Raw genomic sequence first — 23,832 nt, forward strand, 5'->3', positions numbered from 1 at the left:
CGCTGTTTCAGCCTCTTCTTAAGCTTCTGCTTCAGCCCGTTCCCCTCCTCTGGCCTGCTTGCGGAATTCCGCCGGGGTCAGGCCCAGCACCCGCTTGAACATCCGGCTGAAATGCTCAGGTGATTCATACCCTACCGCATAAGCAACCTCATACCGCTTCTTGTCTGTAGTCGCCATAAGCTGCTTGGCCTCCTCCATCCGCAGGGCGGTCACATAATCCCACAGATTCATCCGCATCTCGCGCTTGAAAATATATCCCAGATGGGCCGCACTGAAGTGGACCTCCTCGGAAATATCCTGGATTTTGAGCGCCGGGTTGCGGTAGTTGCTCTGAATATAGCTGGTAATCCTTGAGATGACGCTCGGTGCTGCTGCTTCAGACTCCTGCGCCGTTAACCCTGTATCCGGCTGCTGCCCCCGGTTCAGATGCTCCTGCCTGGCGAAATCGCCATAATAGAACACCTGATGCCCGGGATGAACGCTATTCCAGCCGGCAGCCGTATCCGCCTCCTCCAGCAGCCCGGGAAGGGTGGCGATGCCTTCGCCAAGGGTGCTGAGTCCGATAACCGCCTCCGTATTCAGATGCCTCTTCAAATTCATCGCAATCATCTGCCCGATCATCTGAATCTGCGAGTGTACGCTGACCCGGGGATCGTCCCTGTCCTCAGCGGATAGCTGGATGAGGCTGATGATGGAATGGCCGAAGCCGTTGAAGGTAACGCCATTCCACTCCGCCAGCGTCTCGTTCATAATATTGAGCGCCGCATATTTCAATAATTTACGGTCCTGCAGCGTTACCTGCTGGCTGCTGAAGCCGGCCCGGCTGTAATCGATGCGGATGGAGATCACTCCGTAAAAGGGACCGTGCAGCAGGCCCCCCAGCTCACCGGTGATCTGCTCCATATCCTGCGGCGTCAGATTCCGCTCGGTCACCAGCTCCATTAGCCATTCATCGCGCCGCTCCTGCCTGCGGATGGAAGTAGGCTCCGGCTGCGGACTTGTGTCCAGCAGCTCCTTCCGGGTTAACGCATTGCGGACCACCCGGAGCAGTTCAGTCCGCTCTACCGGCTTCACCAGGTAATCCCTGGCCCCGAGCCGGAGCGATTTTTTGGCAAAATCAAATTTCTCATGGGCCGATATCACAATCACCGGAACATTCCACTGCTCCATATAAATGTTCTCCATTAATTCGATGCCGCTCATCCGGCCCATCTGGATGTCGGTCAGCACCAGATCGAACTGGTCCATCCGCAAATAATCAATTGCTTCGAACCCGTTCACGGCAGTCTCCACCGCAGTAATGTTCATATCCGAGGATAACAGGAAGTTCCGGATTCCCGCGCTCACTCTCGGCTCATCATCTACTACAAGAATTTTGTACATGCTGTTCCCCCCTATGATGCTTCATGGCTGCCCCATGCATTGTAGTCCTTGGTACCACCTTACACTCGCTCTAAATCACCGTAGATGATCTTTTTCATGTTTTATGTGATCTATATCAGGAACCCTTGCAGCCGGAAGCGTGGTAACCTGTCCATTAAAGAACAGCAAGCCGTCACAGCCCTATTATAGATCACAGATTTCCGGCAATTCATCATCGATTAGTGAGGGTAACTCTTTTATGCTTCTTTTGCAAGCGTTTTCATATAAAAAGAGAGGAGCGCCGGGTTAACGATATCCTATCATGAGGAGGTTCTAAGATGTTCACCAGAAGCCCAATGCCTGCGAGTCTTAAAAAGGTATTCTCTGTAAGCCTCAGCCTGTTGTTAATTCTATGTACGGTTGCTCTGGCTCCCCGGCCTGCCGCTGCTGCGGTTCCCCCCTTGCCCGGCCCTACACACCCGCTCCTGTACGATAATTTCGCCGGTGGCGGACTCTTCAAACAGAACTGGACGAACTGGTTCAATCAGAGCGGCGGCAGCGGAACCTTCGCCAAGACAACGGACGGTTCCCGTACGATCGGCAAGTTCACACAGACCCCGGTCTCGGCCTCTTCCTGGGCTAAATTTCAGCCGATGAACGAGACCTTCGACCTCTCCGGCTACCGTTATATGAACCTGTCCCTGAACAATGGCGGCTATGCCCAGTCTCTTGTCCGGGTAGTCATCAGCGACGGCATTACCAATTACAATCTGACCGGAGGGTATGTGCCTGCCACGGCGGCCTGGACCAGCCTGCAGTTTGACCTGGATGCCCTCTCCCCCAAGATTCAGAAGAAGAAGGTCAAGCTGGAGATCTGGCTCAGACAGGCGGGCGGCACCTACGGGGAAATGTGGGTAGACGACATCACGTTCACCACAGCCGCAAGCGGCAGCGCTCCCCAGTTAAGCCCGGCAGGGATGACCGCCAATACGGACGGCAGCTACAACCAGAATACGGATTTTACCTTTGAAGCCGTCTATACCGACGCAGATAACGAAGCCCCCTTTGCGGTTCAGGTTATTATCGATGATACCGCCTATGCTATGCGTGAATCCGACCCGGCGGATGGTACCTATACGGATGGCAAAAAATACAGCTTCCTGACGAAGCTCCCGCCAGGCGCTCATACCTACTATTTCCGCACCACCGATACGACCTCCGACGAAGTCGCCACCAGTGTCCAGACGCTGGATGTTGTTCAAGCCTCCTCCGTGATCGATATTGCTGTGAGCCAGGCCGGATACAGTGCGGATGATATTAAGAATGCGAAGTTCATCTCGGACACCACGGTCACAGATGCCACTTATGAAATACTGGACGGAACTAACGTAGTCTACTCGGGCACGATGACCTATGAAGGGCTGCACTGGAATAAGCATGTCTACGCTATCGGCTTCAGCCCGCTCACAGATTCCGGGAACTATAGAGTACGGAGTAATCAGGTGTATTCTTATCCTTTTGAGATCGCTCCGAACCTGTGGGATCAATACAAGGATGAGATGACAGCCTTCTACCGGCTGCTGCGCGCCTCCGTGGCGACCAGCGATGCTTATCCTGCGGGATACAGCAGTGTAGCGCCTTCGGCCAAGCTCTACCACGGGGCCGGCCATCTGGATGATGCACAGTCTGCGGACGGCCTGACCCATTATGATCTGACCGGAAGCTGGTATGACGCCGGGGATTATGGGAAATACGGCGGCAACCAGTGGGTCGGCGCGGAGATTGCCCTGGCTTATATCCGTTATGCTGACCATGACAGTGTGAAGTACGATAACGACAGCAACGGGATTCCTGACCTGGTGGACGAAGCCGTCTTCGGCAGCGAATACCTGATTAAGTTCGCGGATCAGCTCGGCGGAGAGATGTATAATCTCAGGAACAACGCCTCATTTGTCCATCCCGAGAAATCCACCGACAATATCTCCGGCACCGCCGATGACCGCAAGCTGACGGACCTGAGTGTCGGCGGCTCAGCCAAGTCAGCAGGCACACTCGCCGCTACCGCACGGGCGATCCGCACAGCGATTGACCAAGGGGATATCCCATCCGCTCAGATAGCGGAGCTTACGGAGTTCGCTGAACAATGTGAGAGCGCGGCGGTAGTCTTTTATGAATATGTAGTTGCCCATCCTGACGGACCGATAGGCTCTTATTCCACGAGGGGTGGGATTCCCAATTCCAAGCTGCTGGCGGATGTTGAGCTCTATCTGCTGACCGGTGAAGCCAAGTACAAGAATGCTGCTACAGCTACCATTAACGCGCTGACTCTGGGCGACATCTCCTCCACCAACTACTGGGATATGAGTCCAATGTCCATGGCCGAATTCTATCCGGTTGCCGATGCTGCCACACAATCTCATATTCATAGCCTGCTCAAGGGGCAAGCGGATTACTTCCTCTCCATGGCCGATGATACCCCGTATGGGGTGCTGAACCAGTTCAAAAACTTCGGGGTGAACGAGCCCCACGCCTCTTACCTGGGCGATCTGCTGCGGTACTATGAATTATTCGGTGATCCGGCAGCGCTGCAAGGGGTACTTAAAGGGATGTACTGGGTGTTCGGAGAGAATCCGTGGAATATCAGCTGGGTCTCCGGCATCGGCACCCATCATGTGATGTTCCCGCATACCCGCTACAATGAAGAATCCAATACGCCTGGAGACACCGGCATTATCCTTCCGGGAGCCATGGTCAGCGGGCCTAATATGAAGGACCCCAAGAACAAAAGCAGCGTAAGTCCGTGGTATCAGGACCGTTCGCTCTACCTGGATGATACGAACCAGTGGCGGTATAACGAGTTCAGCATCAGCATTCAGGCCGGATTGCTCTATACCGTTATGGGCTTGAGCGCTACTCCGGGGACAGGTGCGGATATTGCCGCGGTGCCGCCGGCCTTACCGATCCTCTCTCCTGTGATTGGAGAATGGGTACGGGGAGAAGTTACCGTGTTTGCCCAAGCCGGGGATTCACTGAGCGAAGTTCAATATGCGGCAACCGGCTTGCCTTATCAGCCAATGACGGTCTCCGGTGACGTGTATTCCACCGTGAGCGGGGCCGTCTACGCTGCGGTTATTGATGAGAGCCAATCCTTGCCTTATACGAACCGGAGAGTGGATGTCCGCGCCAAAGATCCTTCCGGCGGGTACACCTACAGCTCCACACATTACACCGTGGCCCCGGCTCTGCCGGACCCTTCCAATCCGCTGCTCTATGATGATTTCGGAGGCGGCGGCTTCTGGGGAGGTTCAGCGGCCAATACCACCTGGGTCAACTGGTATAACCAGAACGGCGGCACAGGAACATTCACCAAGGTAAGCGCAGACGGACGTACCGCTGGACAGTTCGCCCAGATACCGGCGAATGTGAACTCTGCGGCGAAGTTCCAGCCGTGGAACGATGTGGTCGATCTCAGCGGCTATCAATATCTGAATATTACGCTGAAGAATCCTGCCTCACCTGACCTAAGAACACGGATTGAGCTGAGTGACGGCAAGCGAACCTATAATCTGACCGGAGGCTGGGCCCAGGTTCCGTCCGACTGGAGTGACCTGCAATTCAATCTGAATGCCCTGACCCCGGCCATAGATAAAAAGGCAGTGAAGATGTCCATCTGGCTGAAGCAGGATACTGTCACTCCAGGTCAAATGCTGGTTGACGAGATTAAAGCCACTAATAAAGTCAGCGGAAGCGCGCCCACCCTGACCGCAGGCGGCTTAAATCACACTACCGGCACCACGCAGACAGATTATACGTTCACTGTCACTTATACGGATGCCGATAATCAGGCACCTTTTGCCATGGAGCTGATTCTGGACGGTGTCGTCCGCACCATGCAGCCCGCCAATCCAAGTGACAATAATTATGTGGACGGCCGAATCTATCAATACAGCGCCAAGCTGCCCCCGGGCCAGCATTCCTACTACTTCCACACTACAGATACCTTCACCGATGCGGTAAGCACCGGGGTGCAAAGTGGTCCTGGGGTTAGTGAAGAGCTGTAAAATAAGTGAGGGACAAAAAGAATAGTGAAGGACAATGAGAAGAGCCTTAAGAGTAGTGTAGAGCTGTAAGATTAGTGTAGAGCCATACGATTAGTGAAAAGCCATAAGGTTAGTGTAGAGCTACACGATTAGTGTATAGCCACACGATTAGCAAGGAGCTACACGATTAGTGTATAGCCATATGCATGCTCCGCTCCTCCAAGGAAGGGAGGCTGTGAAGCTGCGAGTTTGAAGGCGAAATTTAGAAAGGGTATACTACTGTCATGTACAGCGGTGCAGTCTGACAGCACAGTTACCAGGGTGCATCGCTGTAACATCGCGGCTGTCACAGCTACAACCCGCAGATTGTTGGCAAGATGACGGGGGCTGGGGTGATAGCGGATGAATGGAGGGAGATCTACGATGAGTGATGAGAATATGATGTGGCTGGCGATTGACGATCCGCTGGCAATTTCGGCGGTGCAGGCGATTCGTACCGGCGATGTGCCGGGATTGACACAATTGCTGGCTAGTAACCCGGGGCTGGCTACAGCCCGGATTGTTGGAACTGAAGAGGGGCGTGCAAGTAACGAAGGCAGTGGGGAGACTGGCGATGCTGAAGCTAGCAGCGTGAACAGTGCCAATGCTAATAGCGAAGACCCTGGGGCAAACGGCGTGAACTCTGGCTTCGGCACTAATCGCGGGCTGTCACGCGCGCTGCTGCATATAGCCACCGATTCGCCGGGGCATTATCCCAACAATGCAGCGGTGGTCACTGCGCTGATTGAAGCCGGGGCCGAGGTGAATGCGCAGTTCAGCGGGCCGCATAGCGAAACGCCGCTGCATTGGGCAGCAAGCTGTGACGATGTCGAGGTGCTGGACCTGCTGCTCGATGCCGGTGCCGACATCGAGGCCCCCGGCGCAGTCATCGCTGGCGGGACCCCGCTGGACGACGCCGTAGCATTCGCTCAGTGGCAGGCGGCGCAGCGGCTGGTGGAGCGCGGTGCGCAGCCTGCGCTATGGCACGCGGCGGCGCTCGGTCTGCTTGATGCGATGGAGGCACACTTCACCGGACATCCGCTCCCGCGCCGCTACCCTTGGGGCGCAAGCTCCGCTTCAGCAGCACCAGACGAGGTTAACGTCGCGTTCTGGTGCGCCTGCCACGGCGGACAGCGTGCCGCCGCCGAATTCCTGCTCGCCCAAGGAGCCGAGCTGAGTTGGCCTTCCCCATGGGACGGCCTCACTCCCCTTGACGTGGCGAAGCGCAGCCATGCCACTGAACTGGCAGCATGGCTTGAGAGCCTGGGTGCCCAGTCCGCCCATCTGTAAGTAGTGCGGGTGCATCAATGCTCCACAATCCGCCGGATGGATTACATTCGGCGGATTCAAGGGCACTTATGCACCTCATTCCCGCTCCACGCCCACTTTCACCCTCACCAAAGGGATTTATGCTGTTAGTGTTAACCGTGGACACCCGTTAAGAGAATAGAGATAATTAGTTTAACGAGGAGGTGTCCCCATGAGTGGAACACGGAGAAGCTACAATGAAGAATACAAAAGACAGACCGTCAAGTACATCCAGGAGCAGACGAAAACGGTAGCGGAATTGGCCCTGGAGCTGGACATCCCCGCCAAAACGTTGCATAAATGGCTAGGACAGTATCGGCAGTTTGAGAATGAGCCCATCATTACTCCAGACAAATACAGAGAGCTGGAACGTCAACTGAAGGAGAGGGAGCGAGAGCTCGCAGACCTGACCGAAGAGATGGCCATCCTAAAAAAAGCAGTGCACATCTTCAGCAACCCAAAGAACTGAGATTTCAGCTTATTGAAGATCATCGCTCCGAGTTCCCTGTGGAGAAGATGTGCCGTGTCTTTCAGGTGTCCCGGAGCGGTTATTACAAATGGAGAACAGCAGAACCTAGCCCCCAAGCCACCCGCAAAGCGTTGCTATTAAAGCGGATAGCCTATCATTTCCATGACTCTAAGGGTCGCTATGGCAGTCCCAAAATCAAGGTTCTCCTCGAACGTGAAGGGCACCGGGTCAGTGAACGCACCGTAGGAAAGTATATGAAGGAACTCGGTCTGCGCTCTTGTGTCGCGAAACGATTTCGGGTATGCACCACCGACTCCAACCATCCGTTACCCATTGCCCCCAACCTGTTGAACCAGCAATTTCACACGGAAAAGCCGAACCAGACGTGGGTGGCGGATATCACCTACATTCCCTGCCGGGAAGGACGGATGTACTTGGCGAGCGTACTGGACCTGTGTACCCGGGAGATTGTCGGCTGGCGGCTTAGCGACCGGATGACCACTGACCTCGTACAAGGCGCTCTGGACGCTGCTTATCAGGCCAAACGCCCCGGGAAGGGCTTGATTCATCATTCGGATCGGGGCTCCCAGTACGCCTCTGCAGACTACCGGGAACGCCTAAAGTCGTACCAGATGACTGCAAGCATGAGCCGCAAAGGAAACTGTTATGATAACGCCTGTATCGAATCGTTTCACAGCCTCTTAAAAAAAGAGTTGGTGTACTGGAATCGATTTAAAACGAAGCAACAGGCGTATGATGCCATCTTCCAGTACATTGAATTTTTCTACAACCGCAAACGAATCCATGGGGCGCTGGGTTACGTTTCTCCGGTTCAGTTTGCAGCCACATTTAAGCGAAAAACGATGTAGTTGTTGTCTACTTTCTTGACAGGAGTCCATTATCCCTCTAATCTCCTCATTCTGCCCACTTTCACCCTCACCAAAGGGATTTATCCCTCTAATTTACTCATTCCGCCCACTTTCACCCTCACCAAAGGGATTTATCCCTCTCATTTCCTCATCCTGCCCACCTCCACCTTCACCAAGGGGATTTATCCCTCTCATTTCCTCATTCTGCCCACCTCCACCTTCACCAAGGGGATTTATCCCTCTCATCTCCTCATCCTGCCCACTTTCACCCTCACCAAAGGGATTTATCCCTCTCATTTCCTCATCCTGCCCACCTCCACCTTCACCAAGGGGATTTATCCCTCTCATCTCCTCATCTACTCATCTAGCCCCATGCCTGCCCTTATACGGATTGGCAGCCTATAACGAAACAGGACCGGCCCAAGGCCGGTCCTGTCATTGTTTATCCCGGAAGCTGCCCATCGGGACAGCCTCCCTCCAACCACCTTTAGCTTACTTCCCTCCGTCCCCAGCCTGCTGCGACAGCTTGGCGACGATCTGGTCGATCGGGTTCGTGAACAACGCATACAGGATGGCGGCGTTCTCCTTTTTGCTCAGCGCGGCTCTGGACTTGTAGTCCACAGCGCCCTTGGCATCCGGCTTGAAGTCCGGTCCGTACAGGCCCAGGGCGACGGCCATTTTCACTGCGGGAACTGCCCATTTATCGGTGTTTCCGGCCAGCTTCACCTTCTGGAACAGCTTATCCGGGTACTGCGCAGTGTACATTCTCCAGATCATGACTGCCGCCTCCTGACGCGAGATGACCCGGTCCGGCTGGAACTCTCCGCTAGCCGTTCCTTCAATCATTCCCAGCTCAACAGCCTGCTGGATGTAAGCGGCATCGGGATGGCCCTGCAGATCCGGGAAGGCCAGCTTCTCAGTAGTGCTTCCTTTGAGCCCGCTGCTCTCCATCATCAGTCGCACATACTGGGCGCGCGTAACGCCTGCCTCAGGCTGGAAGCTCAGCGTGGCATCATTCGTCAGATACCCCAGCGACTGGAGCATCTGCACCGGAGTGGCATAAGGATGGCTCGCGGGAACGTCGGCATAACCAACGCCGTCCGGCCCCTTCTGGGCATAACTGAACGGATTGAGGTAAGGCTCCTTCATATACGCGCTTTGTCCGTCTGCTTTCATGGCGAAGCCCGTTAATTTGCCGGTCAGCTCATCCTTGAACAGATTATCATCTATCTGGATCAGCTTGCGGGAACCCAGGAAAGCATCATTAATCGTTAGCGCACCATTCTGCACAGACACTGTAGACACCAGACTCTTGATACGGAGATCCGCATAGTAGCCGGTGAATACCCTCAGTGCATCAGCGCTCATCGGCTTGTAAGCATCCAGCTTCACCGGTGCGGCATATTGCGGGAAGAATGTCTGGATAAAGGCCGGGTAGAACAGCTCACGCAGTGTACTTTGCTGATTATAGCCAATGAACACCCCGGTATTCTGCTCGGGAATAAGAAACATATAAGAGCTGAATCCAATCAAATCACCGGCCTTGGTGATAATCTTGGGGCTGCTGCCGGCTCCGGGAAGCTGTATAGGCGCCTCGAAACCATAGGTAGTATTCGGCAGCAAGGGATGGATAGCAGAACGGTATTCCTCCATCGATTGTACAGTGTCCGCCTTCAGAATGCGGTTATTGTCAACCGCTCCCCCGTTCAGAAAAGCCGTCATGAACTTGGCAACATCATCGCCGGTGGACAACATGCCGCCATGCGGCATCACGGTTGGCGTCACGTTGTAGAGATCAACCTCTTTGCCCGTGGCGTCATAGGCTGTAGCAAGATTGTCCTTCAGCTTGCCTTCCAGCAGGAAGCCGCTTGAACCCATCTTCAGCGGGGCGAAGACATGCTGCTGCATATAATCCTCGTAAGGCATGCCGCTTGCCTTCTCCACTACCAGACCGAGCAGCAGTGAAGCGAAGTTGTCATACATGTAGGAAGTACCCGGCTCACGCACCACCGGCGGCATATGTTTCACCACATAATCCTCAATCGACACCTTGGTGGTGAAATCCTGGTTGATATCCTCCGGCAGCGGGTCCTGGATACGGAAGCCGGTGGTGTGGCTCAGCAGATCCCCCACAGTTACCGGAACCCCGAAGGGGTTGTCGAAGGCCATCGGACCGGTATAAGTCTGGAAATCCGCTTTCAAATCCAGCTTGCCTTGCTCAACGAGCTGCATGGCGGCAGTCGCAGTGAAGGTTTTGGATACCGAGGCCAGACGGAAGACGGTTTTGTCAGGGTCTACCTTACTTTTGGCAGCCTTATCCGCAAATCCGAAGCCTTCTTCGATAACCGTCTTGCCATCCTTCACCATTACCACAACCGCACCGGATAGCTGCGCTTTCACCGCATCCGAACTGAAGAATTGCTTGAGGAAGGCCGCAGCATTCTCTGTTGTCAGCGGCTTGGCCGCTGCAGTGGCAGCTGCCGGAGCGGTAGAAGCAGGGGGAACGGCGGCGGCCTGAACAGCCGGAGCCGTAAGTGTCAGAACCAGTGCAGCCGAAAGCATGGTCCTCGTCCAAAAGGCAGAGCGGCGGCGCAACAATGATAATTTCATTCAATTCACTCCATTTCCATAGAATAACACGCACAGTGATAATACGTCTTATCCTGGAAATAGGTTCATTTAAATCGCAGCACCTCTTCCATCTTCTTCAGCTTTCTGTAGATTACCGACCGGTCAACGTTCAAGCGCTTGGCCGCCTCCGTCCCGTTCCCGGCACAATCCTGCAGCACTTTTTTGATATAATGGCCCTCCGCTACGGCAGTGAAATCCTTCAGGGTGGAGAGCTGGTGCTTATTCTTCTCAATAAAATGGTCGAGGGAGAACCAGTCGCCGATCTGCTCTTCCTCTTGCATACTCTGGCCCACATGCCCGGTTACAACCAGTCTCTCGATGTAATTCCTTAGCTCTCTCACGTTCCCATGCCAAGGCTCGTTCAGCATCTTGTCGAACTCTTCGGCACTGAGCACATATTTCTTGCCGTACATTTCATTGAAGCTGGCGATGAAGCTGGAGATTAACCCTACCAGATCCAGCTTGCGGTTGCGCAGCGGCGGGATATGAATCGGAATCACATTAATCCGGTAATACAGATCTTCGCGGAACAGCCCCTTCTTAACCAGACTCCACAGATCCCGGTTGGTGGCTGCGATCACGCGGCAATGGACCGGAATATTTGTAATCCCGCCCACGCGTCTCACTTCATTATTTTCAAGCACCCGTAATAACTTGGCCTGCATCTCCATCGGCAAATCGGCAATCTCATCAAGGAACAGCACGCCGCCATTCGCAATTTCGATCATTCCGGCCTTGACCTCCGTCTGTCCCTCAAGCACGCCCTTCTCGTACCCGAACAATTCATATTCAAAAAGAGCCGGAGCAATCGCAGCGCAGTTAATCGGAATGAACGGCCCCTTCCACTTCTCGCTCTTCAGATGGATGTACTTGGCGATCACCTCTTTGCCCGTCCCGGACTCGCCGTAGATCAGCACCTTGCTGTCATAAGACGCAATCTGGTTACAGACCTTGATAATCTGCTTCATCGCCAGACTCTCAGCCACGATCCCCTTCTTCTTCTCCGCCGCCATACCGCCTAACTGCTTATGGATCTGCTGGGCGACAGGCACATTTGCTTCATAATAGTTCTGCTCCTGGCTGAATTCATTGGAGGTGGTAACGACCAGCTGTACCTCCCCGTCCTTGTCCAGAATAGGAATCGCTGACGAAAAGACATGGAAGCCTCTGGAGGTATTGACGGTCCGGGATACCTTCTGCTTAGTCGCGATAGCCTCCATCGTGATGGAATGGCCGTAGTAGCCCGCCTTTACCAGATCCTGGACGTTAGCCTTAAGCAGCTCCTCCAGATGGATACCGATGGTTAGCGCGGTGAATTCATTGGAAATCAGGATATTCCCGTTCTGATCGGTAACAAATAACGTAGACGGATATTCTTCCACGAATTCGTCGATTGAGGGTTTATGGGTGTTTTTGTTTTTTTTGGTCACATTCATCAGTCCTATACCATAATATGGACGCTTACATTCCGGCTAGACAAAAAGCCAAACCGCATCATTATATAAATGATACCATTTGGCTAATGGTTAGCAAAACCTTAATTAGGCATGTGCTACAGCTTCAAAGGTTACTTTGCCCATCTTGTCCATGACTTCCTGCGCCTCAGCGAACATAGTGGTAATCATCTCTTCCACGGTGGTAATCTTGTTGACCATCCCGCAGATCTGTCCTGCCATTACGGAGCCGGTATCGGTATCTCCTTCATATACAGCTCTGCGCAGCGAGCCGAGGCTTAAGCTCTCCAGCTCCTCACGTGATGCCTTCTCATTCTCCATTCTGAGGAATTCGGCAATCATGCTGTTCTTAATGCTTCTTACCGGACCGCCCAGGCTGCGGCCAGTTACGGTTGTGCTGGTATCATCGGCGTTGATGACCGCCAGCTTGAAGTTCTCATGTGTCGGGCATTCCACAGTCGCTAGGAACCGTGTTCCAACCTGAACACCCTGGGCTCCGAGTGCAAAAGCAGCGGCAATCCCGCGTCCATCGGCAATCCCGCCGGCCCCGATTACCGGAATCGATACCGCGCTGGCGACTTGCGGCAGCAAGGCCATCGTCGTAGTTTCACCAACATGTCCGCCAGCTTCCGTTCCCTCAGCTACAATCGCATCGACACCGAGCGCTTCCATTTTCTTGGCGATTTTGACGGAAGGCACGACCGGAATCACGATAATGCCATGTTCCTTCAGAATCGGCATATATGGAGCAGGTGTACCTGCGCCTGTGGTTACGATCTTCACGCCTTCTTCGATGATAACCTGGATCAGTTCAGGAATATTGTTCATCATCAGCATCAGGTTAACGGCAAACGGCTTATCGGTGCTTGCTTTGGCCTTGCGGATCTCGTCACGGAGACGGTCGGCAGTGAAGCCGCCGGAGCCGATGATGCCCAGCCCGCCAGCGTTGGATACAGCGCCTACCAGCGGAGACACGGCAATCTGAGCCATACCGCCCTGGAAAATCGGATATTTAATTCCTAACAGTTGTGTAATCGACATTATAATTACCTCCGTATATAAATTAATGTTGTATATTTGAACTTCCGGCCGCTCCTTAAGCCGCCTTAACCACTTCCGGCTCGGGCTTCTGCTTGTTCTCCATCGCTTTGTAGACGAAGGTTAAGGCGAAGCCGACCAGGGAGATGACCAGCGCGATGTAAAAAGCATTCGTGAAGTTGCCGTCATTGGCTGCCGCTACACTGCCGGCAATTCTCGGTCCGAAGAATGCGGCTCCCGAGTAGCCGATGAAGGTGACACCATAATTCACGCCGTAATATTTCATGCCGAATTTCTCACCGACAATGGACGGGAAGATGCCCATTGTTCCGCCGAAGCACAGGCCGATTCCGGCAATGGCGACAGCGAATCCGGCGACAGAAGAGGATAAAGCAATGGTGAGCATCATCGCTGCAATGACCAGATAGATCATGAGCAGGCATTTCACGCGGCCGATTCTATCGGATACCGCACCCCAGAACACGCGGCCGAGACAGTTGCTCAGCGAGTACAGGCTGACGTACAGGGCTGCGGCGGCTGCGGTTAAGCCGAACATTTTTTGACCGATTACCGATGCATTCGCGGTTACCATCATACCAGACAGGGCACCGATCAGGAACAGGCAGGCAATTACATAGAATAGTGGCTTCTTGATCATCTCGTTCCATGGTACATTCACTCCCGCCTTGGCTGCTCCGGTTACCGGAGGGGTCCAGCCTTCAGGAGCATAACCGGCTGGGGCAGGTTTGACGAGCAAGCCAAGCCCTAGAATAATCACCAGGAAAGCAACACCGAGTGTAATTAAGGCAGACTGTACGCCACCACTGGTGATCAGCGCATTAGCGATAGGAGCGATAGCGATGGTGCCGCCGCCATAACCGGCTGTAACGATCCCCGCTGCCAGCCCTCTTTTATCCGGAAAGAGCTTGACGCTATTCCCAATGGTCGAGGAATACACGATTCCCTGGCCAATCCCGGTAATGACACCATAAGTGATATACAGCATCCAAGGTGCAGTAGCCAGCCCTGAGAGAATGAATCCAATCCCGAACATCGCCCCGCCGATGAAGACCGCCTTCTTAGCGCCCCCTTTATCCACAAGCTTACCGCCTAGGATCATCGGAATCGGGGAAATCGCTGCATTAATGGTAAAAGCAATCATAATATCCGGCATGCTCACGCTGAAAACCTTCGTTAATGGCAGTGCAAAAATACTAAAAGCATAAATCGCGCCTACACAGATGTTAATAATAGTTGAGGCAATGAGTATCCTCCAGCGGTTCAATTCTACGTTCATGATCTCATCTCTTTTCTGATATGGTTTATGAGTGCAGCTTGCTAATGCTTACACTTCCTGCAGCACCCGGTCCTTGTTCTTGTCGGCGATAATTGACTTCAGCATGCCCCAGTTCTCTTGGAACATAGCCGCGTCCATTTCCTTCAGGTCTGGTGAAATAACCGGCTTGAAGTCCATCTGATCCAGAATCTCTGTCTGCAGGTCGATGCCTGGTGCAATTTCGGTTAAGGTCATTTTCCCGTTCAGCAGTTCAAAGACAGCGCGTTCCGTAACATACACAACCGGCTGCTGTACCTTGGCGGCATAAGATCCGCTGAAGGTGATCTGCTGTACCTTTGAGATGAATTTCTTGGCTTTGCCCTCTTGAATGATGTGCAGCTTGCCGTTCTCTACCTTGATCTGCAGCCCGCCCGCTGTAAAAGCACCCGCGAACACCAGCTTCTTCGCCGCCTGAGAGATATTGATGAATCCGCCGCAGCCTGCTACCCGTGTACCGAATTTGCTGACATTCACGTTACCCGACTCATCCGTCTGGGCCAGGCCAAGGACCGACAGGTCAATGCCGCCGCCGTCATAGAAATCGAACTGGGCATCATGATCGACAATCGCCTCGGAGTTGTACGCATGGCCGAAGTCCTTCAGCCCTGCGGGAACCCCGCCGATCGAGCCTGCCTCTGTCGTCAGAATCAGCTGGTCGTCCACGCCCTCTTCAGCAGCGATGTTCGCCACATTCACCGGAATGCCCACGCCCAGATTCAGAATGGTATTCGGCTGAAGCTCTACAGCTGTGCGGCGGGAGATGATTTTGCGTTCATCCAGTGGCAGAACCTCAATTGAATCTACCGGTACTTTGACATGGCCCGAGAACGCCGGATTATACTGCGTATTCTCGGTCTGGTAATGATTCTCCGGGGTGGACACGACGAGGTAATCTACCAGAATGCCCGGAACCTTCACATCCTTGGGATTCAAGGTTCCATTCTTGGCCACGGTCTCTACCTGAGCGATCACGATACCGCCAGAGTTGCGGACGGCCTGGGCGATCGGCAGCACCTCCATGTGCAGGCCTTCTTTTTCAAGGGTGAGGTTACCGTTCTCGTCTGCCACGGTTCCACGGATCAGGGCGATCTGAATCGGGAAGGTCTTGTAGAACAGCCACTCTTCGCCTTCTAATTCAATCACCTTCACAATGTCTTCCTTCGTGGACGGTGACATCTTACCGCCCTCAACGCGCGGGTCAACGAAGGTCTCCATGCCCACCTTGGTGATCACGCCCGGACGCTTGGCCGCAATCTCGCGGTAGAGCTGGGTAATGACACCCTGAGGCAGGTTATAGGCTTCGCATTTATCCTCTTCAATCAGCTTGGCTAGTCCCGGGGAAGCGATGGCGATACCGCCAATCCAGCGTTTGATGAGGCCTTCATGTCCCAAGTGGCTCATGCCCTTATCCCGGCGGTTGCCGACGGCGCTGGCATGCATCACCGTCAGATTCTTCGGTTGTCCGGTCTGCATGAAGCGCTCTTCAATGGCGATCCCCATCTCTTCTGCCCAGCAGGATAATCCGAATCCGCTCGCTGCTACGGTGTCCCCGTCCTTGATGAGTTCCGCTGCTTTGGCGGCTGAAATTACTTTGCTCATTTCATCTGCTCCTCTTTATGTGAATTATTTCACTACACTTGTTAAAAAAAATAATGGCCCTTCTGTGTGTCTCATTCTTGCTGATCTGGGAGACTAAATTTCCTTGTGAAATTTTTCTCAAGGCCATCGTAATACAGAATAAAAGACCGGTCAATAGCTCCAAAATGCCTTGAATTCAAGACATTTTTCTGTTGCTTTTTTGCGACTGGCTTGGCGGACTGCACAGAATGTTGGGGAGCTGTTCTCTTAATTCAAGCCTACTTAGGTTTGAACTCAAAGCTTGGTCGTCGCTGCGCTGAACGTTTGGACTTCCGGCCGTTGTTATATTTAGATTTCCTGATTGGAACCGCTCTTTATATTTTCAGCATTCCCGCGGGACCCGCCAGTCGCAAAATAACAACACTATTTTCTCCAGCCAGGTTGGATGGATATTAAATCCAGCGGTCCAAGGCATATCCTGTCCTGCGGATCTGACAAAGGGTTGGAGATGTGACTTCAAGATATTGTAGCGCAGCCAAAAAAAATAAAATATTTTTCTTATGGGAGGGTTATTGCAGATTTGCAACAGCCAATCAGGGTAAAACCGGTTCAAAAAAGAGCCGAAAGGGTTGTACACTTTTGCTTGCATATGTTATATTCTGGACAATTTTAGTTAGAGGGGGATGCTGTCATGATGCATTTAGTCACACAGGCGATTGTTCAGGGAGAAACATCGCTTGGGATTGAGTTCGGGTCCACGCGAATTAAGGCGGTGCTGATCGATCACCAGTTCGAAACGATCGCCTCCGGCACCTATGAATGGGAGAATCAATTCAGTAATGGTTACTGGACCTACGAGCTAAGTGAGGTGGTTCAAGGGCTGCAAGCAGCCTACCAGCAATTACAGCAGGCGGTTCAGCAGACCTATGGCGTCACACTGCAAACCGTCGGCTCTATAGGCTGCTCGGCCATGATGCAGGGGTATATTGCGCTGGACCAGGCGGGAGAGCTGCTTGTTCCATTCCGTACCTGGCGCAATGCTACAACAAGCGTTGCTGCTGCGGAGCTAAGCGGAATATTCCAGTTCAAAATTCCGGAGCGCTGGAGTATCGCCCACTTGTATCAGGCTATTTTGAATGGTGAAGAGCATGTGGCCAGAATAGATTATCTTACGACGCTATCGGGTTACGTTCACTTGCTGCTGACGGGCCGCAGGGCTCTCGGGATCGGGGATGCCTCCGGGATGTTCCCCATCGACGAAGCAACAAAGCAGTACAATGAAGAGATGGTGAAGCAGTTCACCACTCTAACTTCCGGCAGGGGTTATTCATGGAAGCTGCAAGATATCCTGCCTACAGTGCATACGGCCGGTATGAATGCCGGAAATCTCAGTGAAGCAGGTGCCCGGCTGATCGACCCGTCAGGCCATTTGCAGGCCGGTATTCCGCTATGCCCGCCGGAGGGCGATGCCGGAACAGGCATGGTAGCGACGAATAGCGTGAGGAAACGTACCGGCAATATTTCTGTAGGGACATCGGTTTTTGCCATGTTTGTACTGGAGAAGAATCTAACAGCGGTCTACCCTGAGATTGATATCGTGACTACTCCGGAAGGCAGCCCGGTCGCTATGGTTCTTGCCAATAACTGCTCCAGCGATCTGAATGCCTGGGTCGGCTTGTTCCGTGAATTCTATGCAGCCATGGGGCTGACGCCCGACATGGATCAGTTATTCAGCGTCCTGCTGAACCAAGCACTGGAAGCGGATGCGGATGGCGGCGGCTTGCTGAGCTATGGCTACTATTCAGGCGAGAACATCACCGGACTTGCTGAGGGGCGTCCGCTGTTCGTCCGCTCTCCGCAGAGCCGCTTCACTCTGGCTAATTTCATGAGAGTTCATCTGTATAGCGCCTTTGCTGCGTTAAGACTAGGAATGGATATTTTGACCGGGCAGGAACGGGTAACGTTTGACCATATTTCAGCGCACGGCGGATTGTTCCGCACCCCGCAGGTCGGACAGCGGATCTGTGCCGCTGCACTGAATGTTCCGGTCTCAGTCCTGTCAACGGCCGGTGAAGGCGGCGCATGGGGAATAGCCATTCTGGCCTCTTATATGAAGCATAAGGAGCCGAACGAGAGCCTGGCGGATTACTTGAGCTCTAAGGTATTCTGTAACATGGAAGGACAGGAGGTATCGCCTGACCCTACTGATGTGGAGGGCTTTGCCCTCTATATGGAGCGTTACACCGGGGGGCTGCCCATCGAGCAGGCGGCGGCAGAGCATTTACTGGAGAACCGGAAGAGAGGAGAATCTCTATGATGAAGAATAAAATGCTGTTTGCTGCATTGCTGGCGCTCGTGCTGCTGGCTGCGCCCACTCCCTTTGCTTACGCTAAGGCACCGGATGCCAAAGCACTGTTCAAGCAAAAGTTCCCTGGAGAAACGGTACGGTTGCTGAAGACCGCAGACCTGAATAACGATCAGAAGAAGGAGAGCTTCCTGCTCACCGAGTCGGGCAATTTGTATCTGGTGAACTCCAAGGGTGTAGTTGTGCTGATTGAAGAGAAGCTAGTGGAGTACGAAGAAGATGAAGCGGACATGCATATCTTTGCCGTCTCACCTACGGAGAAGCAACTGGCGGTTACCGTGGATTATCTGCCCTCGAACACCCAAGTCTCGGTCTACCGCCTGAACTATGGCACTCTGACCAAGAAGCTTCAGTTCATGGGCGATCAGGGAGCTGAGATCGATAAGAAGGGGCGCCTGCACCAATACTGGAAGGACTTCAAAGATGAGGGCGGCGGCTGGGACCTGGCAGAGGGGATCTTCACCTGGGACGCCAAGGCGGGCAAGTACAGAGCTACGGGCAATTACGTCTTGCAGTAGTATAAAAAGCAGCCATCCTCCCGGTAGCGGGGGATGGCTGCTTTTGGTTTATGCCGGGCTTGCGGCATATCCGGGCTGGGCGAGGCCCAGCATCATTTGCCTTTGATTCTGCGGGATCTGCGCGGCATCATTTGCCTTTGATTCTGCGGGATCTGCGCGGCATCCTTTGTCTTTGATTCTGCACGATCTGCCCTGCGGACTGAGAGGCGCTTATTCCGCCAAAAAGCCGCTTTTTGCGCAAGTAACGGACTTCAGGGCCCTTATTGGTGGGAATTCCGCCGATTCACATCAGTTAGCGGGCGAATAAGTGCATCTCAGTCCGGCAGACGGCGCAAAGTTGGCTTTTCCCAGAAATAACGACCCTCCAGTCCGTCCGCCAGTTACCGACCCCAGAGGGTGGGATGATAGAGGCATGTTGGCGGAACAGCGACAGGAGCAGTGAAACAGTGGCGGAACAGTGGCGGAACAATGGCGAAACAGCGGAACGCTTGTGGAACAATGCCCCGTTCACTCTGACTCAGCATCCGCCCAATCCCAAGGTCTCACAAATACACAAACGGCTCCTTCGCATCCACGAAGGTAACCGGAACCCCGTCCACCAGCGGGGCCAGCCACTCCGCCATATACTTCATGCCCCACTCCTCGGAGCGTTCGTGACCGATCACGATCATCGCCTTGTTCATGCCCAGCATGGCCGCATCATTAATGTAAGCACATAAGGTCCACTCCGTAATGTCGCCGCAGACCATCACATCCAGATTCTTCTCCTGCATCAGCTCCATCGGCATCTGCTCCCGGCCCAGGCCTAGACTGCCGCCGCCGACAAGAATGCCAATACGGGAGCAGGCCGCTGCCGGATCGCCGACGATCTGGATCACCTTCATCCCCAGACGTTCCTTCAGGAAGCCTGCCAGCTCGCCGACCGTCGTCTCCTCGATCAGATACCCCCAGGCGTCCTTATCGTCCAACTTCTTGTCCGCCCAATCCAGCTCTTTCAGCAGTCCGTCATAGATCCGGTCCGTATCTGCCAGATGCATATGGTCATGGAAGCGCCAGATCGTAATGCCGTGCTCCTCGATCAGCCTTTTTTTCGCCAGATATACCGGGTCCTGCTGCAGCCAGTCCAGTGTATCTTTGCCGGTAAAGTAGGTCGGCTCGTGGGTGATAATCAGGTTGGCGCGAGCCGCAATGGCTTCCTTGATAACCCCCACCGTCGCCATAAACGTTGTGACAATCCCTGTGACCTCCATGTCTTCACTGCCGCTCGCCAGCACATCACAGGTCTGCTCCAGCCTCCGTCCCCCGCAGCAATCGAGCAGAATCCGGTCAATCACCTCATGCACTTTCATACGCCCATCTCCTTTTCGTTAACCTTTGACAGCACCGATTACTACGCCACGGGTCAGATATTTCTGCATGAACGGCAGGACGAACAGCACCGGCACAATACCAAGCACCGCCATCGCCATCCGCACCGCTGTACTTGGCAGAGAGACCGTGTCGGCTCCGAGCACACTCCCGGCCTGGCCGGAATTGAGGAACTGGATGTTGCTCATGAGCTGCATCAGCAGATTCTGAATACCGTACAATTGCGGCTTAGATACAAAATATAACGCATTGATCCAGTCATTCCAATAGGCCAGGCCCATGAACATCCCGACCGTTGCCATGACCGGCATGGACAGCGGAAGCATGATGCGGAAGAAGGTCCGCAGCTCCGAGGCACCATCGATCTGTGCGGCTTCGATAATCTCCAGCGGCACATTATTCTTGAAGTAGTTACGGACCAGCAGGACGTTGAACCCGTTCGCCAGCAGATTGGGCAGGATCAGCGCCCATAGCGTGTTTTTGATATGGAAATACTGGGTCCACATGATGTACGAAGGCACAATCCCCCCGCTGAACAGCATCGTGAAGAACACGACAAAGGCCAGCGTATTATGATATTTGAAATCAGACCGCGACATCGGGTAAGCCAGCATGCTTGTTATAAGCAGTCCGATGGCGGTTCCCAGGATCGTCACCAGAAAGGATACCCCGTAGGCTCTGATGAAAATGTACGCCGAGGACTTAATGTACCGGTACGCCTCCAGGCTGGTATGCTCCGGGAAGAAGCTGTAGCCGTTGCGGATCAGGGCCGTCTCCTCCGTGAACGAAGCAATCACAATCAGCAGGAAGGGTAAAAAAGCAAAAACCGTCAGCAGGATCATCACGACCGCAGAAAATACCGTAAACGCCCGTTCTCCTCTTGTTTGGATCATCTGAATTTCCTCCTAGAACAATGCGTTTTCTGGATTGACCTTCTTGACGATGGCATTGACCGTAAGCACAAGCGCAAAGCCGACCAGCGACTGATATAGACCGGCGGCGGCCGACATTCCGATATCATTGAGCTGCATCAAGGCGCGGTAGACATACGTATCAATCGTCTGGGTAGTACTGTACAGCGCACCGGAGTTCATAGGCACCTGATAGAACAAGCCGAAGTCGGAGTTGAAAATCCGGCCCATCGACATCAGCACCAGCACAATAATGGTCGGCTTCAGCAGCGGCAGGGTAATCATGCGGATCTGCTTCAGCTTTCCGGCTCCGTCGATTTTGGCCGACTCATAGATGCTCTTGTCAATTCCGGCAATCGAGGCAAAATAAACAATCGATCCGTAGCCTGCCGTCTTCCAGATCTGTATAAGAACCAGCAGGTACGGCCAGTACTTCGCCTCCGAATACCAGTTAATCTCCGGTAGGCCGAGCGGCCGCAGAATCGAATGGTTCACGAACCCGCTGTCGGCATTCAGAAAAGCGAAGACGAGCAGCGAGAGCACGATCATCGAGATCAGGTTCGGCAGAATCAGCCCGGTCATGAACAGCTTCGAATACAGCTTATTCAGCAGCTCCGACATCAGAATGGCAATGATAATGGAGACTATAGTTCCAAGCGCGATAAAGGCCAGATTGTACAGCAGCGTGTTACGGGTCATAATCCAGGCGTCACTGGTCTGGAAGAGAAAGGTGAAGTTCTTGAAGCCGATCCAGTCGCTGCCGAAGATGCCCTTCGCATAATTGACATCCTTGAAGGCGATGAACACCCCGAACATGGGGAAATAGCTGTTAATGAGAAAATACAGCAGGCCTGGGCCCGCGAGTATGAGGAGCGGCAATGTTTTTTTGAGCGGCTTGGATGGGGACTTGCGTCTGGCAGTCATGCCGGTTCACCTCCATGGCCGGGGGCAGAGCCTTAGTTACCGCTCCGCCCACAGCGCATTCATATAATGATTATTGCTGTTGCGCGGCAAGCCACGCATCCAGTTGCTGCTGCTTGCTGTCAATAATAGCCTGCGCACCGGCATCCTTCAGCGCACTGATGAATTTCGGGATGATGGTCTCCGGGTCCACCGATCCGCTGACAAGTGCCGGCAGGAACTGGCTGACCACGTTATTCACAGCGCTAATCTGCGTCTTCACTTGACCCTGGTCGAAGATGAAGCCGAAATATGGCGATCTTGCGGTATCCTTATTCTCCTTCAGCTTCAGCTCGACATCCGACCAGTCAATTCCCTCCAGCTGATACTGAAGCGATTCGGAGCCTACGATCCCTGAGCTAAGCATTGCTGTATAAGGCACCGTATTGGCGTCCATGCCTTCAGGGAATTTCACATGATGCTCATCCACCTTGAGGTAATCCTCCCCTTCGATTCCGAAGAGAATGGTGTTAATCAGCTCCTTATCGGTGTAGAGCAGGTTCAGGAACTTCACCGCAGCCTCCGTCTCCTTCGAGGTGCTGGAGACCATCCAGGTTACGGAGTTCACCGCACTGGTATCGAAATAGAACGGGGCGATGCGCTTCGTCTCAATATTTTTGCCGACCTGCGCACTCAGCTGCTTGCCAACCTCCATGCCGCTGTAGCCGCCCAGGAAAGAGAAGCCGCGCCCGGAGGACACCATCTCCATGGCTGTAATGGTTGTGGTTGCGGTATCCTTCTGCAGATACCCGGCCTCGAACCAGTCTCTCATCATTTGAATTCCGTTCTTGAAGACATCCGATTCGTAGAAGTTAACGACCTTGCCGTTGTCACCGATCACGACACCGACTCCGGTCGTATCGGTCAGATAATCCACCTTGCTCGCACCCTTCATCCAGTTCACAAGTCCCGTATCTGTCGGATTCACGTTGATCGGGCCAAAGGGAACCACATCCGGCAGCTTCTGCTTCACCGCACCGAACACGGCTGGCAGATCCTCTGCCGATTGGATGGAGTCTGCTGCTACGCCCGCCTCTGCGAGCATATCCGCGTTGTAGATAATATTGGTCGGCAGCGCCATCCCTTTATTCACCGGAATGCCGTAGATATGGCCGTCCATCGTGGTGGTTTTGAGAATATCCGGGCCGAAATCCTTATCCAGAATGGCTGTCAGCTCTTTGCCGTGTTCAGGAAGCAGCTCTTCGAGCGGGGCCACCTGGCTCTTGGATACATAGTTGGAGAATTGTCCGAGGGTGGTGAAGACATCCATCTTCTCCCCGCTCTGAAGCGCGAGATTGACCTTCTGGGCGTAATCTGCCGGGCCGAAGAGACGGAAGTCCACCTTCACCCCGATCTTCTCCGTTGTGATAGCGTTGATCGCATTCGTTACCTTGCTGAGATCATCGGGAATCCGGTTGAAGGAGGGCAGCGCGAATACAATCTCAGCCACCTTGGCCTTAGCTTCCGTATCCCCGGAATTCTTGGACGATGTATTGGAATTGCCGCCGCAGGCGGAGAGCAGCGAACCGCAGATTACCATAGACAGCAGCAGTGAACCTAACCCCTTTTTCTTCATTATCATCATG

Annotated in this window: 17 protein-coding genes; 6 read left to right on the forward strand and 11 right to left on the reverse strand. The window is 53.7% G+C overall.

All coding sequences use genetic code 11. The annotated features are described in order from the left end of the window. Positions 1-18: 18 nt before the first annotated feature. Complete coding sequence (locus NSS83_RS09975) at positions 19-1,383, reverse strand: response regulator (RefSeq protein WP_341184592.1); 1,365 nt, start codon at positions 1,381-1,383, stop codon at positions 19-21. A gap of 317 nt (positions 1,384-1,700) precedes the next feature. Between NSS83_RS09975 and NSS83_RS09980 the strand changes: the two genes are divergently transcribed. From NSS83_RS09980 to NSS83_RS09995, 4 genes are all read left to right on the forward strand, one after another. Beyond that, complete coding sequence (locus NSS83_RS09980; protein ID WP_341348156.1) at positions 1,701-5,423, forward strand: glycoside hydrolase family 9 protein; 3,723 nt, start codon at positions 1,701-1,703, stop codon at positions 5,421-5,423. 381 nt (positions 5,424-5,804) lie between these two features. Then, the gene (locus NSS83_RS09985) at positions 5,805-6,731 is read left to right on the forward strand and encodes an ankyrin repeat domain-containing protein (protein ID WP_341348157.1); all 927 of its coding nucleotides are present in this window, start codon (positions 5,805-5,807) and stop codon (positions 6,729-6,731) included. Between the two features lie 190 nt (positions 6,732-6,921). Next, on the forward strand, positions 6,922-7,218 hold the full coding sequence (locus tag NSS83_RS09990; RefSeq protein WP_341346726.1) for a transposase: 297 nt from the start codon (positions 6,922-6,924) through the stop codon (positions 7,216-7,218). An 11-nt stretch (positions 7,219-7,229) separates the two neighbouring features. Beyond that, positions 7,230-8,087 carry an IS3 family transposase gene (locus NSS83_RS09995; protein WP_341348716.1) on the forward strand — a complete coding sequence of 286 codons (858 nt, stop codon included), beginning with the start codon at positions 7,230-7,232 and terminating at the stop codon, positions 8,085-8,087. A 93-nt stretch (positions 8,088-8,180) separates the two neighbouring features. On the opposite strand, the gene NSS83_RS10000 is transcribed toward NSS83_RS09995, so the two are convergent. The 6 genes from NSS83_RS10000 to NSS83_RS10025 form a co-directional block, all read right to left on the reverse strand. Then, the gene (locus tag NSS83_RS10000; RefSeq protein WP_341348158.1) at positions 8,181-8,435 is read right to left on the reverse strand and encodes a hypothetical protein; all 255 of its coding nucleotides are present in this window, start codon (positions 8,433-8,435) and stop codon (positions 8,181-8,183) included. A 144-nt stretch (positions 8,436-8,579) separates the two neighbouring features. Continuing rightward, positions 8,580-10,697, reverse strand: a complete 2,118-nt coding sequence (locus NSS83_RS10005; RefSeq protein WP_341348159.1) for a serine hydrolase — start codon at positions 10,695-10,697, stop codon at positions 8,580-8,582. A 65-nt stretch (positions 10,698-10,762) separates the two neighbouring features. Continuing rightward, the gene (locus tag NSS83_RS10010; protein ID WP_341348160.1) at positions 10,763-12,148 is read right to left on the reverse strand and encodes a sigma 54-interacting transcriptional regulator; all 1,386 of its coding nucleotides are present in this window, start codon (positions 12,146-12,148) and stop codon (positions 10,763-10,765) included. 111 nt (positions 12,149-12,259) lie between these two features. After that, positions 12,260-13,213 carry a DUF561 domain-containing protein gene (locus NSS83_RS10015; protein WP_341348161.1) on the reverse strand — a complete coding sequence of 318 codons (954 nt, stop codon included), beginning with the start codon at positions 13,211-13,213 and terminating at the stop codon, positions 12,260-12,262. Positions 13,214-13,268: 55 nt separating this feature from the next. After that, a complete protein-coding gene (locus NSS83_RS10020; protein WP_341184586.1) occupies positions 13,269-14,507 on the reverse strand; it encodes an OFA family MFS transporter in 1,239 nt (412 codons plus the stop codon). Between the two features lie 48 nt (positions 14,508-14,555). Next, positions 14,556-16,145: an acyl CoA:acetate/3-ketoacid CoA transferase gene (locus tag NSS83_RS10025; protein ID WP_341348162.1), complete on the reverse strand. Its 1,590-nt coding sequence runs from the start codon at positions 16,143-16,145 to the stop codon at positions 14,556-14,558. A 670-nt stretch (positions 16,146-16,815) separates the two neighbouring features. On the opposite strand from NSS83_RS10025, the gene NSS83_RS10030 reads away from it, so the two are divergent. Both NSS83_RS10030 and NSS83_RS10035 read left to right on the forward strand, forming a co-directional pair. Then, positions 16,816-18,441, forward strand: coding sequence for an FGGY-family carbohydrate kinase (locus NSS83_RS10030; RefSeq protein WP_341348163.1), 1,626 nt, complete (start codon positions 16,816-16,818; stop codon positions 18,439-18,441). Then, positions 18,438-19,007 carry a hypothetical protein gene (locus NSS83_RS10035; protein WP_341348164.1) on the forward strand — a complete coding sequence of 190 codons (570 nt, stop codon included), beginning with the start codon at positions 18,438-18,440 and terminating at the stop codon, positions 19,005-19,007. The genes NSS83_RS10030 and NSS83_RS10035 overlap by 4 nt, the downstream gene beginning before the upstream one ends. Before the next feature lie 542 nt (positions 19,008-19,549). Here the strand turns inward: NSS83_RS10035 and NSS83_RS10040 are convergent. The 4 genes from NSS83_RS10040 to NSS83_RS10055 form a co-directional block, all read right to left on the reverse strand. Then, positions 19,550-20,356: a Nif3-like dinuclear metal center hexameric protein gene (locus tag NSS83_RS10040; protein WP_341348165.1), complete on the reverse strand. Its 807-nt coding sequence runs from the start codon at positions 20,354-20,356 to the stop codon at positions 19,550-19,552. Positions 20,357-20,374: 18 nt separating this feature from the next. Beyond that, the gene (locus tag NSS83_RS10045; protein ID WP_036699441.1) at positions 20,375-21,268 is read right to left on the reverse strand and encodes a carbohydrate ABC transporter permease; all 894 of its coding nucleotides are present in this window, start codon (positions 21,266-21,268) and stop codon (positions 20,375-20,377) included. A 12-nt stretch (positions 21,269-21,280) separates the two neighbouring features. Continuing rightward, positions 21,281-22,210: an ABC transporter permease subunit gene (locus NSS83_RS10050; protein ID WP_341184580.1), complete on the reverse strand. Its 930-nt coding sequence runs from the start codon at positions 22,208-22,210 to the stop codon at positions 21,281-21,283. Between the two features lie 70 nt (positions 22,211-22,280). Next, complete coding sequence (locus NSS83_RS10055; RefSeq protein ID WP_341184579.1) at positions 22,281-23,822, reverse strand: ABC transporter substrate-binding protein; 1,542 nt, start codon at positions 23,820-23,822, stop codon at positions 22,281-22,283. Between the last annotated feature and the right edge of the window lie 10 nt (positions 23,823-23,832).

Source organism: Paenibacillus sp. FSL H3-0469 (assembly GCF_038051945.1).
In the GTDB taxonomy this organism is placed as follows: domain Bacteria; phylum Bacillota; class Bacilli; order Paenibacillales; family Paenibacillaceae; genus Paenibacillus_AQ.

What these genes read in the sequence shown, in the direction of transcription:
- NSS83_RS09975 (WP_341184592.1), bottom strand. Translation starts at nt 1,383, where the DNA reads ATGTACAAAATTCTTGTAGTAGATGATGAGCCGAGAGTGAGCGCGGGA.
- NSS83_RS09980 (WP_341348156.1), top strand. Translation starts at nt 1,701, where the DNA reads ATGTTCACCAGAAGCCCAATGCCTGCGAGTCTTAAAAAGGTATTCTCT.
- NSS83_RS09985 (WP_341348157.1), top strand. Translation starts at nt 5,805, where the DNA reads ATGAATGGAGGGAGATCTACGATGAGTGATGAGAATATGATGTGGCTG.
- NSS83_RS09990 (WP_341346726.1), top strand. Translation starts at nt 6,922, where the DNA reads ATGAGTGGAACACGGAGAAGCTACAATGAAGAATACAAAAGACAGACC.
- NSS83_RS10000 (WP_341348158.1), bottom strand. Translation starts at nt 8,435, where the DNA reads ATGAGAGGGATAAATCCCCTTGGTGAAGGTGGAGGTGGGCAGGATGAG.
- NSS83_RS10005 (WP_341348159.1), bottom strand. Translation starts at nt 10,697, where the DNA reads ATGAAATTATCATTGTTGCGCCGCCGCTCTGCCTTTTGGACGAGGACC.
- NSS83_RS10015 (WP_341348161.1), bottom strand. Translation starts at nt 13,213, where the DNA reads ATGTCGATTACACAACTGTTAGGAATTAAATATCCGATTTTCCAGGGC.
- NSS83_RS10020 (WP_341184586.1), bottom strand. Translation starts at nt 14,507, where the DNA reads ATGAACGTAGAATTGAACCGCTGGAGGATACTCATTGCCTCAACTATT.
- NSS83_RS10025 (WP_341348162.1), bottom strand. Translation starts at nt 16,145, where the DNA reads ATGAGCAAAGTAATTTCAGCCGCCAAAGCAGCGGAACTCATCAAGGAC.
- NSS83_RS10030 (WP_341348163.1), top strand. Translation starts at nt 16,816, where the DNA reads ATGATGCATTTAGTCACACAGGCGATTGTTCAGGGAGAAACATCGCTT.
- NSS83_RS10035 (WP_341348164.1), top strand. Translation starts at nt 18,438, where the DNA reads ATGATGAAGAATAAAATGCTGTTTGCTGCATTGCTGGCGCTCGTGCTG.
- NSS83_RS10040 (WP_341348165.1), bottom strand. Translation starts at nt 20,356, where the DNA reads ATGAAAGTGCATGAGGTGATTGACCGGATTCTGCTCGATTGCTGCGGG.
- NSS83_RS10045 (WP_036699441.1), bottom strand. Translation starts at nt 21,268, where the DNA reads ATGATCCAAACAAGAGGAGAACGGGCGTTTACGGTATTTTCTGCGGTC.
- NSS83_RS10050 (WP_341184580.1), bottom strand. Translation starts at nt 22,210, where the DNA reads ATGACTGCCAGACGCAAGTCCCCATCCAAGCCGCTCAAAAAAACATTG.
- NSS83_RS10055 (WP_341184579.1), bottom strand. Translation starts at nt 23,822, where the DNA reads ATGAAGAAAAAGGGGTTAGGTTCACTGCTGCTGTCTATGGTAATCTGC.